Origin of the sequence: Pelosinus fermentans DSM 17108 (assembly GCF_000271485.2) — a bacterium.
GTDB classification, from domain to species: Bacteria; Bacillota; Negativicutes; order DSM-13327; family DSM-13327; genus Pelosinus; species Pelosinus fermentans.
The window spans coordinates 2,759,320-2,779,232 of record NZ_AKVN02000001.1; the positions used below are offsets into that span (position 1 = coordinate 2,759,320).

The following is a 19,913-nucleotide window of genomic DNA, read 5'->3' on the forward strand; positions in this document are numbered from 1 at the left end:
TTTGGAACTGTTCTCAATCTACGACAGCATCCTCCCTGTATAAACTGGCACTAACATACTCTTCTCTATCATTGTAGTTACCTTAATATAGCAACTTTATCTCACTATATATCTTCAATTCTACAGAGCAGTTAAACAATATAACACTAACAGCTCCTTATCAGCAAAATTATAGCACATTATATCCCATATTACAATAAAAGACTACTGACGCTGACGCACCGCTTCATATAAAATAACAGCTGCCGAAGCTGCAACATTTAAGGATTCTACATTCCCCAGTAAAGGAATATGTAACCTCTCTATTGCAACCTCGAGTAACTTTCTACTGACACCATTGCCCTCGTTGCCAAATACGACAGCCACAGATTGATTAAAATCAGTCCGAAAGTAAATGGTAGAATCCTCCAAAGATGTTACTAAAATACGAATATCATACTTATCCAAAGAATTTATTACTTCGTCTTGGCTGAGCCCCTCGAATATCGGTACATAGAACAAAGATCCCATACTAGCCCTTACTGCCTTAGCAGCGAAAACATCAGAACAGCCTTTTGTCAATATTACTCCTGTACAACCAGCGGCAACAGCCGTACGAATTATAGTCCCCACATTCCCAGGGTCCTGAACTTCATCAAGCACCACCAAAAGCGGTTTTTCTACATTAGCAAGACAATCAATTAACCGATACTCACGTTTTTTCATAATTGCCATGATACCTTGAGGTTGTTTTACTTCCGTTATTTTTCCATATATAGCTGCTGAAACTTCAATCATACGACAGTTCTTTGACTGCAATAATAACAACACATCGTGCACCCTTTGATCTTCTTCTGCTCCTGTTATATAAACGCACGCCTCCACTGACCAATTTGCCTGGGCAGCCTCTTCTACTAATCGAACACCCTCAATACTAAATAAACCTAACTCATCACGAAATTTCTTTTCTTTAAGTGAAGCAGCCAGTTTTATAAATCGATTCTGACTGCTAGTAATTATTTCCTTCATGCTAGTTCCTCCAAGCGTTGTATCCCTTTCATCCCTCCCACAACAACTAAAATATCACGTTCAGTAAACTTTTCACTTGGTAAGGGTGGCACAATTACTACTTCTTCTCTTTTAATAGCAACAACATTAATTTCAAATTTTGCCCGTAAATCTGTTTCAGCCAGTGTTTTGCCTACTAAAGCCTTGGGAACACGAACTTCCACAATTCCTAATTCCGGTGAAAGTTCAATATAATCCATTACATTACTCGATACTAAATTATGAGCTACACGTTGCCCCATATCCCGTTCCGGGTATACAACTCTATCAGCACCCATTTTCTCCAGCATTTTACCATGTAATGTATTTTTTGCCTTTGTAACAATATAGGGAACCCCTAATTCTTTAAGTTGTAATGTGGTTAAAATATTAGCCTGAATATCTTCCCCAATCGCAACAACAACCACATCAAAATTTCTAATACCTAGGGCTGATAATGTATCTTCATCCGTTGTGTCTGCTTGTACAACATGCGTTACTTCATCACTAAATTCTTGAACTCGTTCTTCTCTTGAGTCAATTGCTAATACTTCATAACCCATTTTATGTAAAGTAATCGCAACACTAGTACCAAAACGCCCCAATCCGATAACAGCATACTGTTTTTTGTTCTTCATAAAAATCTGCTCCTCAACCAATATTAATCTTACCCTCAGGATAATGTATTGCCCCTTTTCTACTACGTAAAGCCAAAGCTAAAACGAATGTCACAGGACCTATCCGACCTGCAAACATAGTAATAATAAGCCACAGTTTACCATGTACAGTTAATGAACTAGTGATACCTGTAGACAACCCCACCGTTCCAAACGCCGATACCACTTCAAATAATATCCTTAAAAAGGAGAATTCTTCGCTAATACTCATCATCATTGTTACAATAATAACTAATGTTGCAGCAATAAAAAACACGGTAAAGGCTTTATAGATGATATTCTGGTTAATGCGGCGTCGAAATATCTCAGCATCATGCTTACCTGTAATTAAAGCCCATATTGCCGCAATCATTACTCCAAGAGTTGTTGTCTTTACGCCACCACCTGTTGAAGCAGGAGATGCACCAATAAACATCAAGATAATCGTAAAAAACAAGGTAGCATCCTGCATTTTACCGATATCAACTGTATTATACCCTGCAGTTCTTGGTGCTACAGATTGGAAATAACTAGCAAGAATCTTACCTTTCCAGGATAGTTCGCCTAGAATATTTGGATTATTCATTTCTAACAATAAAATAACTACGGTACCAAAAATAAGTAGCACAAAAGTAGTAATAAGTACCAACTTAGTATGTAATGAAAGCTTCTTCCATCGTCGATTATTCCAAACATCAAAAATTACAGTAAAGCCAAGACCGCCTAAAATAATCAAAGAGGTAACCGTAAGATTTACAGTAACATCATCGACATAGCTTGTTAAACTACTGCCAAACAAGTCAAATCCAGCATTACAGAAAGCAGATACTGCATGCCAATAACCATAATAAATACCTGTGCTACCTAAATCAGAATACCAATGAATTGCTAAGATTGTTCCACCAATAAATTCAAGCAAAAATGTAGCGAAAATGATATATTGGGTTAGTCGAACAACACCTGATACTGTCATATGATTCAAAGCTTCCTGCATAATCAGGCGCTCACGCAATTGAATCTTACGACGCATAATCAGCGCCATTAATGTAGCCATTGTCATAATTCCTAGAGCTCCGGCCTGAATAAGAACAATAATTACCATTTGCCCAAATATAGAAAAATAAGTCCCCGTATCAACAACTACCAAACCAGTTACACATACCGCTGAGGTCGCTGTAAATAAGGCATCAATAAAAGATAAACCTTGACCAGTTGTCGAGGCCACAGGTGTCATCAATAACAAGGCTCCAGCTACGATTAACCCCGCAAAACCCAAAGCTAAAATTTGATAAGGCGTTAGCTTCCACTGCGAAATGTCAAATAAATTTGCAAATCTAGTATGAACGATCAAAATACTTCACTCCAAATTTCAAATAGCATTTATAAGTGCCATATCCAACGATACCAACATATTTTACCACTACTAGTAAGAAAAAACACACATTTTCTTTTGAAAATGTGTGTTTTGTATAAATATTTAATTTATATAGCTTTAGAAATACAATTAAAGTGGAACATATATTTACTAACTGATTCCTTCACGCCTTTTTTAACTGCAGACATCAAAAATATATAATTAGCTCCCGGATTGTCACGCAGCTCATTTTTAAGTTTTTCACTTGCAGCCATAGACGTATCAATAGGAATATTAATCTTACTAATGCCACATTTTATAGAATTAGAGTAATCGTCACTACTCAATTTCGATCCTCCATGCATAACTAATGGCACGCTAACAACAGTATTCAACTGACCTAATCTGGTAATATTTAGTTTTGTCGTACCACGATATGCTCCATGCTTATTACCTACTGAAACAGCCAAAGCATCAATCTTAGTTTTATCCACAAAATCAGCGGCCACATCACATGTCACAATATTGTCTTCATTAATATCCTCTACATGCTCGCAACAACCAACATAGCCCAATTCACCTTCGACAGAAACGCCGAGGGAATGGGCTATACGTGTAACTTCTCTAGTACGTTTCAAATTTTCGCTAACAGGCAAAGCAGATCCATCAAACATAACAGAAGTGAATCCCCAACGAATTGCTTTAATAATCCCTTCGTAAGTATGACCATGATCCAAATGGAGAGCTATCGGTACTGATGATTTTTGTGCAGCACGAACCATAGCCGCGCTTAAGGTATCTACATCAACAAACTTGAAAAACCGTTCCGTAATTCCAAGTACTAATGGTGTTTTCAATTCTTCTGCCACTTCTACAACCGCACATAATGTTTCTAAATTAAATACATTAAAACCGCCAACTGCATACTTTCGATTACGGGCATCGCCAAGTAAATGATTCATCGTTACTAACGCCAAAATAAAATCCCTCCTTACGGTTAAATTTTACTTTAAGTTTGATTCTATTATATTCGCGAAACTTTTTTTAAAAACCTGCATATATTTTGAATATTAAAAAATTTTATTCCTCATCTATTAAAGTTACTCAACGAACAATGATCCCATTCGTGTAAAATAAAAAATCCTAGACCAAAGTCTAGGATTTTGATATCTATTTAAGTTGCTCTTTAGCAATTTCAACAAGTTTAGCAAAAGCAGCTGTATCATTAACTGCAAAATCAGCCATAATCTTACGATTTACTTCTACACCGGCTTTACTCAAACCGCTGATCAATTTGCTGTAAGAAAGACCATTTAAACGAGCCGCAGCATTAATACGGGAAATCCACAATCTACGGAATTCACCTTTTTTCGCACGACGATCGCGACGAGCATAATATAGAGCTTTCATTACTGTTTCATTTGCTTTTTTAAACAGCTTGCTCTTAGAACCCTTATAACCTTTAGCTAACTTAAGAATTTTTTTATGACGTTTATGTGCTGTCACGCCTGTTTTAACTCTTGGCATGTTGCTGTACCCCCTATTTAATATATGTCAATTTTAGGCGTAAGGAAGCATTTTCGATACGCGTTCATGATCAGATTTGCTAACCAAACCAGCTTTACGTAAATTACGTTTACGAGCTGGACCTTTTTTCTCAAGGATGTGGCGTTTAAAAGCTTTAGAACGTTTGAACTCACCGCTACCAGTAACTTTAAAGCGTTTAGCAGCAGCTCTACGTGTTTTCATTTTTGGCATAATTGGTCTCCCTTCTTAATTCTGTGGCTTAGGTGCCAGAATCATTATCATATTTTTTCCTTCAAGCCTAGCCGCGCGCTCAATATTGGCAATGTCTTTAATTTGGCTGGCCATTTTATCCAAAACTTTCTTCCCTAGTTCAGGATGGGACAACTCCCGTCCACGAAACATGATGGTTACTTTTACTTTGTCACCATCTTCGAGAAAGCGTTGAGCGTTTTTAAATTTAACATCAAAGTCGTGATCCTCAATGTTTGGACGTAGTTTTACTTCTTTGACAGTGACAACCTTTTGTTTTTTCTTGGCTTCTTTCTCCCGTTTCTGCTGCTCATATTTGAATTTACCAAAATCCATAATACGACATACAGGCGGCTTAGCCGTTGGTGCTACCTCTACTAAATCAAGATGTTGTTCTGCTGCCATCTGCAGCGCATCTCTTAGTTGGACAATACCTAATGGTTCATTAGTTGCACTAGTCAAACGAACTTCTCTAGCCCTGATTTCCTCGTTAATTCTTAATGTGTCTTTGCTAATTGTCGCTCACCCCCTGATAAATTTGGCTACATATAAATAAAAACGGATGGTATAAATACCACCCGCAACAAAAGCATAATCATACATGCTGTCATAACCTTACGAACTGCTAATGCGTTGCAAGGTGAGAAGCGGATGGCTTCTACTTAGACTCAATATTCTTGAGTACTTGATAATATTAACATTAGGAATATCGAAAGTCAAGCACTATTTTTCAAGCTTTTTCCTTTATTTCTTTTAAAAGATCGGAAATAAACTCACTAGCAGGTTTTCCACCAATATCACCTTGACCACGCTTACGCACAGCGACACTACCTGACTCAACTTCTTTATCCCCAACAACTAGTGTATATGGGATTTTTTGCATTTGTGCCTCACGAATCTTATAACCAATTTTTTCACTGCGGTCATCTACCTCAACCCGGATCTCTTGCTCAAACATAGTAGCTGCCAACTTATGAGCATATGCTGCCTGCCGATCAGTAATTGGTAATATCTTAACCTGTACTGGTGCCAGCCAAGCAGGAAAGGCTCCAGCATAATGTTCAATTAAAATCCCAATAAACCTCTCTATGCTGCCGAAGGCTACACGGTGAATCATAACAGGACGATGCTTTTGCCCATCTTCTCCCACATAATTAAGATCAAATTTCTCCGGCATCTGCATATCCAATTGAATCGTACCGCACTGCCAAGTACGTCCAATAGAATCTCTTAAATGAAAGTCAATTTTAGGACCATAAAACGCACCATCACCTTCATTTATGCGATACTCCATGCCTCTTTCTTCCAAAGCATCTTTAAGAGCATTAGTCGTTAGGTTCCACACCTCATCAGATCCCATAGCTTTTTCAGGTTTTGTACTTAACTCTGCATGATATGATAAACCAAAAGTACTGTATACAGCATCAAATAAATCAATTACACCCTGTATTTCTGTTTTGATTTGAGAAGGCAGCATAAAGATATGAGCATCATCCTGAGTAAAGCTCCGAACTCGCATTAAGCCATGCAGCGCTCCTGAAATCTCATGACGATGTACCAACCCTAATTCCGCTGTTCTAAGGGGAAGCTCCCGGTAGCTATGATGCTGAGTACGATAAACTAATATTCCTCCTGGACAGTTCATAGGCTTTACAGCATAGCCTTCATTATCAATAGTAGTAAAATACATATTTTCCCTATAATGATCCCAATGACCTGATTGCTGCCATAATTTTTGATTCAGAATAATAGGGGTTTTAATTTCTTGATATCGATATTTAAAATGCAATTTGCGCCAGAAGTTTTCAAGTTCATTTCTCAGCACCATACCTTTTGGATGAAAGAACGGAAAGCCAGGACCTTCTTCTTGTATACTAAATAAATCAAGTTCTCGCCCTAATTTACGATGATCACGCTTTGCAGCCTCTTCCAACATCGTCAGATATGCATCTAAATCAGCCTTCTTCTCAAAAGAAGTACCATAAATACGCTGTAACATTTTACGTTTTTCATCACCGCGCCAATAGGCACCAGCCACACTTTGCAACTTAATGGCTTTAACCTTGCCAGTAGAAGCAAGATGTGGGCCTGCGCACAAATCAATAAATTCTCCTTGTTTATACATGGAAATCGCTACATCAATTGGTAAATCACGTATTAGTTCTACTTTATAATCTTCACCTAACTCTTCAAAGATACGGATCGCCTCGTCACGACTAACTTCCATTCTTTCAATAGGGAAATCTTCCTTAACGATTTTTTCCATTTCAGCTTGAATTTTTTCTAAATCTTCAGGAGTAAAAGCCTCATTTACATCAAAATCATAATAAAATCCATTTGCAATAGCAGGACCAATTGCAATTTTGACATTCGTAAATAAACGTTTTACTGCCTGAGCTAATATATGTGATGAAGTATGACGAAAAGCGTCACGTCCTTCAGCATCTTCAAATGTAACAAACTCAACCTTTGCATCGTTATTTAATTGAATTGGTAAATCAGTCACATGCCCATCCACTTTTGCAGCTACGGCACTTTTAGCCAAGCTGCGGCTAATGGATGCTGCAAATTCAGCTAATGTAGTTCCTTGTTCAACCTCACGTATGCTTCCATCTTTCAATGTCACTTGTATCTTTTTCATAGATGATCCTCCTTAGAAATTTCCTAAATAAAAAAATAAACCCTCATCCCTATAGGGACGAGAGTTGTAACCCGCGATTCCACCCTGATTGGCAAAAGCCCATCTTGATCATTGATAACGGGAATTACCCGGCACAGCTTACCGTTTTATAGCTATTACTTCTTATAGCAAAAAAACATTCAGCATAGCAGTTTAAAGGTGGTAACAATAATGGTGTACGTAAAGATGCTTACAGCCGGTGACATCTTTTCTCTGAAACAACAGTAACACTATTGTCTTGTCCTTTGCATTACTTTTACTAGTATTAGTCTAATAATAGCTATTTTCAGGATGAATGTCAATATCTACATTAGCGGTTAATGGGTAGGCATAAAATCTTCTTTATAGGCATTTATACAAAAGTCACATCCGTTGCATATCATAAACCTATCATCAAAGATGTTCTTTATAATATCTACCAAACTCTTAGTCGCAGCACGATTATGATCCTCTACGTGAACCATAACACTATATGGTGCTATCGTAATAAGGGCTGTAATAAGCAAGTCTTCATGATTGATTGAATCATCATTTTCCAGCACAAAATTTTCTAATTTTTGATTACTAATTAAATTTCCCTGTTCATCTAAAATTTTGTACGTACCAGAATTAATGATTACTACGTGTACTTCCTCTACCTGTGGCTCCTGAATCGTAACAAAATATCGCAAAACGCGAATAAACTCTTGATATTCTAATTCCATCATAAAGTCATCCACAGCTGTATCTACTACTCTAGCCAGTTTCTCCCGATATTCTTTCAATCTAAAATTGATAAATCCTTCTAATACAAGCTCATGATGAGCGTTAAGATATTCAGCAATTTTTTCCACTATATTCTTGCTGCGCGTACCAAAACCAAAATCCGCAACCACACCATAATTATCATTTAATAACTGCAATGTATTATCGTAAATAATCTTACGCTCTTCTACAGAAAAATAATAATAATTATCTTCAACAATTTTATAAACAATTTTCTTTTCTTCTCTTGAAATAATTAATTCAGCCAGCATATTAGCAACATGATGTTTTACTGCATTTTTAATCCGTTCATAATTACGAAAAGACAATTCTCCTTCCATGACATTGCAGCCAATAAACGTATAATGTCCTTTATTGGTCTCATCAATCGCTATTTTATATCCATCTTTAATTAATGTTTTACAATCCAATTGCAATCTTTCTCGGATATCATGGGTTGTTCCGCTTAAACCAACCGAAAGCAATTTCACCACCCTCACTCCCTTCCTATTATATTATATGTATCACATTATATTTGCATACAAGTCAAAAATATAATAAGAAGACCTTGACTCATCCTAAACGATAATAGAACCGTCAAAATGCAGAGAACACAAAGAAGAAACAGATACGATTACTAGCCTTTTCATCTTTAATATTTATAATTCCTATAAAAAATAAAAAAAGGCTTGGCAAATGCCAAGCCCTATACTTCATTTCTACTTACGAACTGCTTTATATTTATCAAATATTTTTCCGTGTTCCATCTGTTTTGCTACGATGTTTATTTTCAAAAGCTTCTCGTATTTATGAACTAAAGCGACTTCCTGCTTGGTAATAATCGATATGGCGATACCACTTTCTCCCGCTCGCCCAGTTCTTCCTACACGATGTAAATAGACTTGAGGGTCTTCAGGCAAATCTAAATTAAATACATAATCAATACCGACTATATCCAGTCCGCGAGCTGCTACATCAGAAGCAACTAATAATTGAACGTTCCCCTTGCGAAAATCTTCTAATGATTTCTTACGATCTCCTTTTACAGAGCTTCCATGTATGCTTGCAGCTTTTAGTCCATGATATATAAGCTTTTCAGTAGTTTCTTCGATATCATCACTTTTATTTATAAAAACTAATGCACGTTTAGCATTAATAAGTCGTACCATTTTACGTATGACTTCAATTTTATCTCTCTGCTCTGCCACAAAATACATATGTGAAATATCAGGTCTATCGTTACTTTCTTCAGCAATTGTAATGATCTCTGGGTCACGCATGATCCCTTTAGCAATTGCCAACGTATTTGAAGTTATCGTAGCCGAAAATAATAGAATCTGCCGATCTTTAAGCGTAGTCTTTAGAACGGCTTTTACACTATCCACATTTTTGTCATCTAATAAACGATCGGCTTCATCAATAATAATTGTTTTGATTGTCTGAGACATTATCTTCTTTTTTTGTATCAATTCCAATATCCGCCCACTAGATCCCACTATAATATGTGGCTTCTCTTTTAATTTGTCTATTTGCCTAGCTATATTTACATTCCCAATAATAGGAGTAGACGTTACAGCAATTTCTGAGTTCTTCGCTAATAGTTCAATTTGCCGCTGTATTTGAATAGCAAGTTCATGGGTAGGGGCAAGAATCATAACCTGCATCTCTCGTTTGCTCACATCAATCTTTTGAAATAGAGGCAATAAATAAGCTAGTGTTTTACCTGTACCCGTTGCCGATTGACCTATTATATCCCTGCCTGCTAAAGACAAAGGAATTACTTTCGTCTGTATTGCCGTCGGGACAACAATTTTCGCCTTCCCTAAACCTGCTGCCAATTGGGCAGAAATGCCGATCTTCTCAAATAATTCGCTCATTATTTTCCCCTCTTCATACATGTATTGCCACATTTTCCTATAAGACTAGTATACTCGATTTATCCTTACTCTATCTACAAATAACGCTTTCCAAACATTCTATTAACGAATATAGCTAACATTTCCACTTTTACGTTCCGGACCTTTTCCATTTGCTCTTCCCTTGTAACCCAGGCAAACAGCATATAGCGGTTTGACACCTTCTGGCAACAGCAGTTTTTTGACTTCTTCCTCTTGAGCAAAAAAGAAGCGAATTAATCCAATCCAACAAGAACCAATATCCAGCGATTCTGCAGCTAAGAGCATATTTTGAATAGCAGCAGAACAATCAACAGCTGAATTCAGCATAACCTCATCTTCTTGTTTACCTGACACAATAAGTACAGTCGGTGCATTATAAAAGAGGTTACGTCCGCTCTTTCCCATACGAGCAACCCATTCAAGCGGAGACTGTGCCATTTCTTTAGTGGCTATGTTACTCATATGCAATAGAAGATCTTTATCTTGAATAACAGTAATATGCCATGGCTGCATGTTATGACCGCTAGGAGCCCACAAACCAGCTTCCACTATAACCTGTAACTCTTCCTCTGTAATTTGCTCTTCTCGATATATACGTACACTACGTCTATTTTTAATGGTACGAATCACTTCATTCATAAAAAACACTCCCTCATATAATATAATGGTTTCGCCAGCATGCATCAAGTGCCGCCTCAATGTGAGGCGGCACTTTAGACTACGTTTACCCTCTTAACGTTTGGATTAAAGCATAATTAATCGCTGACATTTCATGAGGTACGGCTGCCATACCAACTTTACTGGCGGCCATATATCTCGCACATGTTTTGTGCCTTTCGCGATAAAGCTCTGGCGGACAAAACATAGAACAGTCACCTTTAAATGGACACACTAGTGATTCCTCCACTTCTGATAATAATACTTCATATATTAATATTATCGTATAAATTACATAATATATCAATATTTTTTCTCAAGACTCATCATTTTATTCCTATAATGACTAAAAAGTCCCTCATCAAAGATGAGAGACTTTTTAGCTACATGAGTATTTTAACTAAGAAATAGCCTGTAAGACATCCAACCCCTACACCAATCAGACCAGGAGCAATAAAACTATGATTGATAATATATTTACCAATTCGAGTAGTACCCGACCGATCAAATCCAATGCACGCTAAATCACTAGGGTAGGTTGGTAAAACAAAATATCCATAGGATGCGGAGAAAAAGGCTACCATCATTTTGGGGTCGACTCCCAAACTAAGACCTAAAGGAGCAATTGCAGCAACAGCAGCCCCTTGACTATTCACTAATTTTGAAACTAGGAACAATACAATAGCATACATCCAAGGCTGACTAGCAACAACACCCGCCAATGTACTCTTCAATAAGGCGAAATGTGCATGAAAGAAAGTCTCACTCATCCATGCTACACCAAATACAGAAACAATTGCAACCATACCGGCTTTAAAAACAGGACCATTGGATATCTCCCGTTGATTCACCTTACAAACAATCAGAATAATAGCACCTGCAATCAGCATCAACATCTGGATAACCAGATTCATTGATAATGGCTTCAATTTTCCAACAGGACCAAAAGAAGGAAGTAAATTAGGGAATGCACCAAATAGAACAACAACACCAATGGCAGCAAAGAATATCCAAGTTGCCCAATAGGATTCTTTTGGGAATACCTTGTCTAATAGAGTATCGGAAGTTCCATAAATGTATTCCTTTTGCTCTGGATCTTGAATTTTTGCTTGAAAATCTTCATCCTTGTCCAGATCTTTACCACGGTTCATACTCCAAAGAGCAGCAACAATAACTCCCAACAATGTAGACGGAATAGAAACAGACAACAAATCAAGAAGACCAATCGCACTACCTACACCATGGGATTGAGCTAGAATCGAAACCATCGACACAACTGAAACGGATACAGGAGATGCGCCGATTCCCATTTGAGATGCAACGGAAGCAACAGCCATTGGTCTTTCAGGGCGAATTCCTTTTTTAACCGCAATGTCATAGATAATAGGAAACATTGTATAAACGACATGACCAGTACCGCATAAAAACGTCAATGTCCAAGTAGTGAGTGGGGCTAAAATCGTGATGTAAGAAGGGTGACGGCGTAATATACGCTCCGCAACCTTCATCATCACATTTAAACCTCCAGCAGTTTGCAATACAGAAGCACAAGCAATTACTGCTAAAATCGTCAGCATAACATCGACGGGTGGTTGACCAGGTTGCAGATTAAAACCAAAAGTAAGAATAAAAAGACCGATACCACTAATTAACCCTAATCCCATTCCACCATAACGAGTGCCTAAGATCAAACAGCCTAAGACCACTAAAAACTCCAAACCAATCATATTATTTACAATTCCCCTTTCTTTTAAGAGTCTAACAAGGTCGCAAAAGCAAATATTTCCACTTTTGCGTTATACTTTGCCTTCCTCTTTTTCACCTTATACATGTTTGCCATTAATATGGCGAAATCCTGCGAAATATCTCGATTTCGCAGGATTTCGCCGGTTTTTTTAGTTATTTAATTTGAATTTAGTTATTTAATTCAAATCATCTCATTTTCATTATATTTTTTCAGTAACAGCAGTCTTTTTACGCAAAAAAGGCTGTGATTTTATTACATCACAACCTAAGGTCTAACACTCTTATTACATCTTCTAAATATAAATTCATTTAGAAGATATTCGCACATTAATAACCCTGCCGCATCCTAAACATTTTCCCATACCAAAATTATTAAAATGTACTGTACCTCCGCATTGTATATGAATTAACAAATATAGCGCCTCCTTATAAGCTATTATAAAGAGTATTTTATGAGATATTACTGGAATTTATGATCTTATTTATTTTCATAAAAATAGTAATATCTACAATTCAAGTTTGTACTGCATGACGCATTTTTTTTAGCTTGTCAGACTCCGCTGCAACAATCTGTTTAAAAAGTGGTACTAAATTAGGATCAAATTGTGTCCCTGCACAACGTTCAATCTCTGCAATAGCCTCTTCATGCTTCATGGCTTTACGATAAGGACGATCATTCGTCATCGCATCAAAAGCATCGGCGATAGATAAGATCCGACACGCTAAAGGTATTCCCTCATTCTTGATTCCTAGCGGATATCCTTGCCCATTCCACCATTCTTGATGTTTTAATATCCAATCTGCAATTGGTAATAACTCACCGGAAGACTGCGCCATTCGATAACCGATTTCACAATGACGTCTCATAATTATAAACTCTTCATCTGATAAGCGGCTCGATTTAAAAAGGATGTGATCAGGTATACCTACTTTACCAATATCATGAAAACGGCCTAAAAGACGTAAGTCAGGTAATCTACTCGACTCTATCCCTATCGCTTCTGCCAACTTTACGACTAAGATCTCCAATCGATCAATATGCCCATCATCAACAAAGTCCCGAATCTCCAAGGCTTTACTAAGAGTCTTAACGATGGAACTCCGAATACTTTGGCTGCTATGTAATTTTTCCCGATACATATTATCATCAGCAACTTTAAATATATCCGATACACTTTGCTTAGGATAAGCTTTGACACTAAATCCAATGGAAATACTAAGGGGAATTTTAGTATTAGCCTCACGAAATTCGCTAACCCGCCGACGAATACACTGGCAAATCTCTTCAATATCTGTACTGCTTGAATTATGCAATATTACTGCAAACTCATCACCACCTACCCTTGCTACTTCAGCAATTCCTGAAAAGCACTCTTTAATGATCATAGCAGCACTAATGAGAAGCTCATCACCAGCCTGATGTCCAAAAGTATCATTTACTAATTTAAGACCATCAATATCACATATCACAATTCCAATAGAACTCTGGCAATTTCTTTCCAGCTCCTGCAGCTTCTCTTCAAAATACACTCGATTATATAATCCGGTCATTCTGTCATGCAAAGCATAATATTGAAGTTTTCCCTCCATATCTTTTCGATGGGTAATATCCCTGACAATGGCAATGATTTCATTAGCATTAATCGCTATAATTCGTACTTCCTGATATCTGATCATTTTCATTTCTTGATATTGATATTCAAAGAATTGAATCTTTTCCGTTAAAAGCGCTTGTTGAATCTTCTCCGCCAAAATTTGCGGATTCTCCATCATTAAGAACTCTTCTAATTTTTTCCCAATTTTCTCTTCCTGATTAACTTTTGAAGTAAACTCCTTACCGTTTTTATAAGAAAGTACGATGCCAGAGCAATCCAAAAGGTATATCGAATCTGGCAGCGCATCAATTAACCTTTGATTCCGTCGTTGACTTTTTTGTAACGCTTCATATAATAGAAAATTTCCTAAGGAAATCGATGTGAGCTCGGCAAAACTTTCTAACATTTGTAATTCTTCTTTATCAAAAACATGCTTTACTGTATAGTTCATGCTAAAGACACCAATAACTTTTCCCTCGGCTTTCAAAGGAATACCAATACCTGCTTTTAAAAGATTATAAACCGGGTCGCGTAATCGGTCTTCCCACTCATGATATCTTGGAACAATAACGATATCTCCGCTTTCCCATACTTTACCGATAATACCTTCACCTTTTTTTACACGTTCCTGAATCTGATCTAGCGCAAATCCTTCTATCACTTTTGATATCATAGAATTGTCATTTTCACTAAGTAAGTAGATATATCCAAATTGAGCTCCACTTATCTCCATCATTTTTCTAACCACAATCTTCAAAAGATCATCTACCATAAAACCTTGCATAAGAGTGATGGAGGCTTCATGTAAAGCATACAAACATTCATTTCGCCGATTTATTTTTTCCTCTCTATATAATAACTCATCAAATTGCTGTTTTAATGCTTCTTCAGAAGCAAGCAACTCTTCATATGTTGTCATAATCTCTTCATTTTTCTTCTGCAATTGCTCTTCAGATTCTCTAAGGAGCCCAGAACTACGGGAAATGAGTTGATATAACACTAAGGCTGTAATCGCTACAAAAAACCATCCTTTTGCAACCTCTATTTTAATTACCATCCCTGGATCTGAAACGAGACTGTTTACCAAATAATCAGAAAATAATATCCACAGGACACTGATAATTATATACATTACCGTGATTTTGAAGCCAATAGAATATTTATTTTGAAACATAATATCAACTCCTTACTTCTATAACTCAGAAAATCGTATATTTTTTAATTCGACAATATTTTCCTTTTTCCTGCGAAAATTCAAACAAATAACCGTCTGTTGTACGACAGACGGTTATTTCCATTAGCCATCAATATTAATTTTGCTTATAAAATGATTCGCCTCACAACTTATTTGATCCTGCAAATCGATACACCAAATTATTTAATTCAACAGTAAACGAATTCAATAAAAACGAAAGAAGGATTCTAATAATAAAATCCTTCTTTCGCTAATGAAATAAGTAAACCCATGATATCGTTTCTTTTATATGTCCAAACCTGCCGCTAGCAGGTGGGCATCACAGATTGGCTTTTGCCATCCACTCAAAGGAGGTCCGACAGCTACCAGATCATTAGATTCCCTATTTATAAAAGTAGGTTGGACATATATAAGATAACATATATCACAGGTAGATCATTTTCTAATAGTTAAACAGCTGTTGATTTTGGAATGTTCTTGGCATTAAACCTTCTTTCAACATTAAATATATAATACCATATCAATTATTAAGATGCAAAGCCATTTGCATAGAATATAAAGTCAATCCACCTTGTATACTAGTTTGCCATCAAAAAAGGTCATGAGGATTTTCGTCTTATCTATATCAATAGGATTCACCACAAATAAATTTTGATCAATAACCACTAGATCAGCAATCTTCCCCACTTTAATAGAACCAATTTCATGTTCCATAAATAAAGTATAGGCACCATTTATAGTAAAACTTTTGATCATTTGCTCTACAGTGGCTCGTTCGCCTTTATTTAAAAGATACCTTTCATCATCCATATCTGTAATATCCTCTACGCCATGTAAGGCACCGTTATCAATATTACGTGTGACACCAACATCCATCGCTAAGAAAGGATTGGGCACAGCTGTGGCAGGATAATCGGAAGAAGACGCTACAGTGATCCCTTCGCGAAAAAAAGTACCTAAAGGAAATTCCAGATTAGCACGTTCACCCATGAACTGATAATCAACATTATACCACCATTTAGGACCTTTAAATTGCCAGTATGGCTGTACGCTAGCAACTACATTCAGTTCTTTAAAGCGCAATATATCCTTTTGATCTACAAGCTGTAAGTGGGTAATGGTATTACGATAGTCTCCTGCTGCCATTTTATTATTAGCGTATTCTAAAGCATCCAATACCTTTCTAGTCGAACCATCGCCCGTCGAGTGAACATGAATTTGCATACCGCACTGATTCACTGTATAAAAAGCATTCTTTAGATTTTCCATTTCCCACAGAAAATCACCATAATAGTTCTCACCTCTTCCAGCTTTTATACTATAAGGCTCTAATAAATAACTAGTACAGCCTTCAATTACCCCATCCGTAAAAAACTTTGCAGTAATGACTTGGAGCAAAGGAGTCTGATACTGTCTCCTCAACTCTTTAATATGCATAAGTTGGCTAAGCAGATTCTCTCTGGTATTAACCGTCATAGCGCCACGAACACGCAGCTGCAGTTGTTTCGCTTTTTGCATTTCATCACAAGCTTTAAAAATGACATCAAAAGGCACGCTTGCCATACAAAGAATACTCGTAATACCAAAACGATGCATCTTCTTCTGGAAGGCAGTCATCGCAGTAATATATTGATCCAAACTATATTCAGGCAAGGCAATCAGCCACATAGCCCATTCTTTTAGAGTTCCCCACAACTCACCATTACTCTGATCCGTTTCTATAACGCCGCCCTGAGGTACTTCGGTTTCCGAAGTTATACCATTTATTTCTAAAGCTTTGGAATTTACCCATAGGGTGTGACCATCATGTGCGCGTAAAACGATAGGAATCTCACTCGTAACAGCATCGAGATATTCTTTGCGAGGTCCTTTAATCAACTCTTCACCTGCTAATATACCCCATGACCAGCCTCTGCCATAAACCATTTTAACATCTGGATGCTCTGCAATAAACTTCTTTACAGCCTCCACATATCCTTCTATGCTATTTATATTAAATAGCTGAACTTCGTAAAGCTCTGATAAGGATAAACCAGGTGGATGAATGTGACTATCGATCAAACCAGGCAGTACCATCTTCCCTCCCAAATCAATGATTTGAGTTTTATTACTTATAAAATTCTGCACTTCCTTATCGCTGCCTGTAAACAAAATTGTATTATCCTTAATTGCCACTGCTTGATGTATCTGATCTTGCTCATCAGCGGTATACACTACGCCATTTTTCAATACGATGTCAGCTACCATACAATTAGTCAACTTTATATTCACCTGCCTTTTTTCTGCCCTTTCGCAGCATTTTATATAAAGAAAAAAAAGACTTACCCTATGATAAGTCCCTTTTCAATAGAAAAGATAAAGCCCATAATATCGTCTCTTTGATATGTCCAAACCTGCAGCTCGCAGGTGGGCATCCTAGATATGCTTTTGCCTTCCACTCAATGATGGCTCGGCAGCCAGATATCATTAGATTCCCCAGTTATAAAAGTAGGTTGGACATAAAAAAGATAACGTGCATTTCAGGCATTTTTTTTACTACGATGTATACATAATATCATATGAATCGTACTAGTGCAAAGTCCTTTATAATTTAGTTTTAGGAGCATTTTTCGGTTTAGGAAGGTTAATATACAGGATACGTGCTTATTCTTTAAAATTCGCATTTTTGCGTTTCAATATATGAATTTTTTCTATCCTAAACATTGTGTTCTCTCAATATTTTAAATTGATCAAAAAACATCTGATAATAGACTCCTTCAGTGTGGATTAAGAAATCATGATTACCTTCTTCCACGATTTCACCATGATCAATTACTAAGATATTATTTGCGCCCCGAATGGTATTTAATCGGTGAGCAATGACAAAACTTGTGTGTCCCTGCATTATTTTTAGCAACGCATCCTGTATATGTATTTCGGTACGAGTATCAATGCTGCTTGTAGCCTCATCCAAAATAAGAATCGACGGTTTAGCTAAGATCACTCTTGCAATCGCTAGAAGCTGTCTTTGACCTTGACTTAAATTTGCGCCATTTTCTGATAGCTGAGTTTCATATTGCTTCGGAAGCATTGAAATAAAACGATGTGCATTAGCCATTATTGATGCTTCTTGCACTTCTTCATCAGTTGCATCAGGCTTTCCATATTTTATATTTTCTCTAATTGTACCAGAAAACAAATATGCATCCTGCAGTACAATACCAAAACATCGCCTCAGGCTATCTCTGGTATACTCTCTGACATCAATTCCATCAATTAATATCCTTCCATCAGTTACATCATAAAATCGGGTAACTAGGTTTACAATCGTAGTTTTTCCTGCACCTGTAGGCCCTACAAGCGCAGTACTACTACCTTCTGCCGACAAAAAGCTTACATTTTTCAATACTGAAACATCTGGTCGATAACCAAAACTAACATTTTCAAAAACAACATGCCCTTTAGGATTGTTTAATATTATAGCGTTTGGCAGATCTGCGGTTTCTTCTTTCTCATCAAGAATCTCGAATACTCTCTCTGCACCAGCAACACCAGACTGTAAAAGATTAAATATATTTGCCAAATCATTTAAAGGTCTGGCAAATTGTCTTGAATAGCTTAAAAAACTAGCAATAACACCAATCGTAATTATACTTTTTATTGCTAGAATACCACCTATAACAGCAATCAGAGCAATTCCAAAATTATTAATTACATTCATAAGCGGCATTAAAAATCCTGACCAAATTTGTGCTTTCAAGCCTACTTCACATAATTTCATATTTACATCATCAAATGCTGCAATTACCTTATCCTCACGATTAAACGCCTTTACTAACTGTATGCCTGAAATTGTTTCTTCAATATGACTATTTAATCTCCCGAGTTCTGCCTGCTGCTCTTTGAATAATTCACTTGTTTTATTAGCAATAACACGAGCAAGTAAAATCACCAAACAAGCAGTAAGTAAATTGACTACAGTAAGAAAAGGGCTCAACACAATCATCATCGTCAGAGAACCAATAATCATAATGGAGCCAGATAATAATTGTGTCGTTGACTGAGATATCGTTCCGCTTACATTATCAATATCATTCGATAATCTGCTCATTAATTCTCCATGAGGATGAATGTCAAAAAAGGCAACAGGAAGATGTTGAAGTTTTTTAAATAAAACCCTTCTAATATCTGCAATAATCCGCTGAGACATCCCTGCCATAAGCCATCCCTGTAGAAAAGTCAAAACTCCACTAGTTACATATACAAAAATTAAGGTCATCACCAATATTTCTAATGCATTAAAATCAACAAAGCCATTGGAAGCAGACATCGTATCAATAGAAAGACCTATCAAATAAGGTCCTAATAGAGTAAGTAACGACTCCGCTATTAGAAATAACAAAATATAGGTTAACACATTTTTTTCCTTACCTATGTAATACCATAATCGCTTAAAGGTTGCTAAAAAATTTTTAGGTTTAACAATTGGGCCTCTTCCACGGCGTCCACTCAGACTTCCACGTATTCCTCCCACGTTATCAGAATTCAGTGAATTACGCACTTGCTTCTTACCTTCTGTTTTCTGCTCATCTTTTTGAGACATACCA

Annotated in this window: 16 protein-coding genes, 2 other RNA genes and 1 other annotated feature; all 18 genes read right to left on the minus strand. The window is 36.8% G+C overall.

Translation table 11 applies throughout. From position 1 onward, the window contains the following. Window positions 1–204: 204 nt before the first annotated feature. Window positions 205–1,008, minus strand: a complete 804-nt coding sequence (locus FR7_RS12805; protein WP_007934937.1) for a TrmH family RNA methyltransferase — start codon at window positions 1,006–1,008, stop codon at window positions 205–207. After that, window positions 1,005–1,664, minus strand: a complete 660-nt coding sequence (locus FR7_RS12810; protein WP_007934939.1) for a potassium channel family protein — start codon at window positions 1,662–1,664, stop codon at window positions 1,005–1,007. The genes FR7_RS12805 and FR7_RS12810 overlap by 4 nt, the downstream gene beginning before the upstream one ends. 13 nt (window positions 1,665–1,677) lie before the next feature. Beyond that, complete coding sequence (locus tag FR7_RS12815; protein WP_007934940.1) at window positions 1,678–3,033, minus strand: TrkH family potassium uptake protein; 1,356 nt, start codon at window positions 3,031–3,033, stop codon at window positions 1,678–1,680. 131 nt (window positions 3,034–3,164) lie between these two features. Continuing rightward, entirely contained in the window at window positions 3,165–4,013 is an 849-nt protein-coding gene (locus tag FR7_RS12820; RefSeq protein WP_007934941.1) for a class II fructose-bisphosphate aldolase, read from the minus strand. A gap of 193 nt (window positions 4,014–4,206) precedes the next feature. Then, entirely contained in the window at window positions 4,207–4,563 is a 357-nt protein-coding gene (gene rplT, locus FR7_RS12825) for a 50S ribosomal protein L20 (RefSeq protein ID WP_007934942.1), read from the minus strand. Window positions 4,564–4,596: 33 nt separating this feature from the next. Then, a complete protein-coding gene (gene rpmI, locus FR7_RS12830) occupies window positions 4,597–4,794 on the minus strand; it encodes a 50S ribosomal protein L35 (protein ID WP_007934943.1) in 198 nt (65 codons plus the stop codon). 15 nt (window positions 4,795–4,809) lie between these two features. Then, window positions 4,810–5,328 (minus strand): translation initiation factor IF-3, encoded by a 519-nt coding sequence (gene infC / locus FR7_RS12835; protein ID WP_071524641.1) that lies wholly within the window; start codon window positions 5,326–5,328, stop codon window positions 4,810–4,812. Window positions 5,329–5,356: 28 nt separating this feature from the next. Then, window positions 5,357–5,482: a sequence feature (ribosomal protein L20 leader region), on the minus strand. A gap of 60 nt (window positions 5,483–5,542) precedes the next feature. Then, entirely contained in the window at window positions 5,543–7,453 is a 1,911-nt protein-coding gene (thrS, locus tag FR7_RS12840; protein ID WP_007934945.1) for a threonine--tRNA ligase, read from the minus strand. Window positions 7,454–7,809: 356 nt separating this feature from the next. Then, window positions 7,810–8,727, minus strand: coding sequence for a putative sporulation protein YtxC (gene ytxC / locus FR7_RS12845; protein WP_007934946.1), 918 nt, complete (start codon window positions 8,725–8,727; stop codon window positions 7,810–7,812). Between the two features lie 228 nt (window positions 8,728–8,955). Beyond that, entirely contained in the window at window positions 8,956–10,113 is a 1,158-nt protein-coding gene (locus FR7_RS12850; protein ID WP_007934947.1) for a DEAD/DEAH box helicase, read from the minus strand. Between the two features lie 102 nt (window positions 10,114–10,215). Continuing rightward, window positions 10,216–10,773 carry a nitroreductase family protein gene (locus FR7_RS12855; protein ID WP_026084506.1) on the minus strand — a complete coding sequence of 186 codons (558 nt, stop codon included), beginning with the start codon at window positions 10,771–10,773 and terminating at the stop codon, window positions 10,216–10,218. Window positions 10,774–10,858: 85 nt separating this feature from the next. Continuing rightward, window positions 10,859–11,026, minus strand: a complete 168-nt coding sequence (locus FR7_RS12860; RefSeq protein WP_007952603.1) for a hypothetical protein — start codon at window positions 11,024–11,026, stop codon at window positions 10,859–10,861. Window positions 11,027–11,174: 148 nt separating this feature from the next. Beyond that, window positions 11,175–12,518 (minus strand): anaerobic C4-dicarboxylate transporter, encoded by a 1,344-nt coding sequence (locus FR7_RS12865; protein ID WP_007934950.1) that lies wholly within the window; start codon window positions 12,516–12,518, stop codon window positions 11,175–11,177. A 532-nt stretch (window positions 12,519–13,050) separates the two neighbouring features. Continuing rightward, entirely contained in the window at window positions 13,051–15,306 is a 2,256-nt protein-coding gene (locus FR7_RS12870; RefSeq protein ID WP_007934951.1) for a diguanylate cyclase domain-containing protein, read from the minus strand. 282 nt (window positions 15,307–15,588) lie between these two features. After that, a non-coding RNA gene (gene ssrS / locus FR7_RS12875) (6S RNA) lies at window positions 15,589–15,763 on the minus strand. 125 nt (window positions 15,764–15,888) lie between these two features. Then, window positions 15,889–17,574, minus strand: coding sequence for an amidohydrolase (locus tag FR7_RS12880; RefSeq protein ID WP_007940921.1), 1,686 nt, complete (start codon window positions 17,572–17,574; stop codon window positions 15,889–15,891). 108 nt (window positions 17,575–17,682) lie between these two features. Beyond that, window positions 17,683–17,856: non-coding RNA, 6S RNA (gene ssrS / locus FR7_RS12885), on the minus strand. Between the two features lie 166 nt (window positions 17,857–18,022). Further along, window positions 18,023–19,909 carry an ABC transporter ATP-binding protein gene (locus tag FR7_RS12890; protein WP_007934953.1) on the minus strand — a complete coding sequence of 629 codons (1,887 nt, stop codon included), beginning with the start codon at window positions 19,907–19,909 and terminating at the stop codon, window positions 18,023–18,025. Window positions 19,910–19,913 lie beyond the last annotated feature (4 nt).

What these genes read in the sequence shown, in the direction of transcription:
- FR7_RS12805 (WP_007934937.1), bottom strand. Translation starts at nt 1,008, where the DNA reads ATGAAGGAAATAATTACTAGCAGTCAGAATCGATTTATAAAACTGGCT.
- FR7_RS12810 (WP_007934939.1), bottom strand. Translation starts at nt 1,664, where the DNA reads ATGAAGAACAAAAAACAGTATGCTGTTATCGGATTGGGGCGTTTTGGT.
- rplT (WP_007934942.1), bottom strand. Translation starts at nt 4,563, where the DNA reads ATGCCAAGAGTTAAAACAGGCGTGACAGCACATAAACGTCATAAAAAA.
- rpmI (WP_007934943.1), bottom strand. Translation starts at nt 4,794, where the DNA reads ATGCCAAAAATGAAAACACGTAGAGCTGCTGCTAAACGCTTTAAAGTT.
- thrS (WP_007934945.1), bottom strand. Translation starts at nt 7,453, where the DNA reads ATGAAAAAGATACAAGTGACATTGAAAGATGGAAGCATACGTGAGGTT.
- FR7_RS12850 (WP_007934947.1), bottom strand. Translation starts at nt 10,113, where the DNA reads ATGAGCGAATTATTTGAGAAGATCGGCATTTCTGCCCAATTGGCAGCA.
- FR7_RS12855 (WP_026084506.1), bottom strand. Translation starts at nt 10,773, where the DNA reads ATGAATGAAGTGATTCGTACCATTAAAAATAGACGTAGTGTACGTATA.
- FR7_RS12865 (WP_007934950.1), bottom strand. Translation starts at nt 12,518, where the DNA reads ATGATTGGTTTGGAGTTTTTAGTGGTCTTAGGCTGTTTGATCTTAGGC.
- FR7_RS12870 (WP_007934951.1), bottom strand. Translation starts at nt 15,306, where the DNA reads ATGTTTCAAAATAAATATTCTATTGGCTTCAAAATCACGGTAATGTAT.
- FR7_RS12880 (WP_007940921.1), bottom strand. Translation starts at nt 17,574, where the DNA reads ATGGTAGCTGACATCGTATTGAAAAATGGCGTAGTGTATACCGCTGAT.
- FR7_RS12890 (WP_007934953.1), bottom strand. Translation starts at nt 19,909, where the DNA reads ATGTCTCAAAAAGATGAGCAGAAAACAGAAGGTAAGAAGCAAGTGCGT.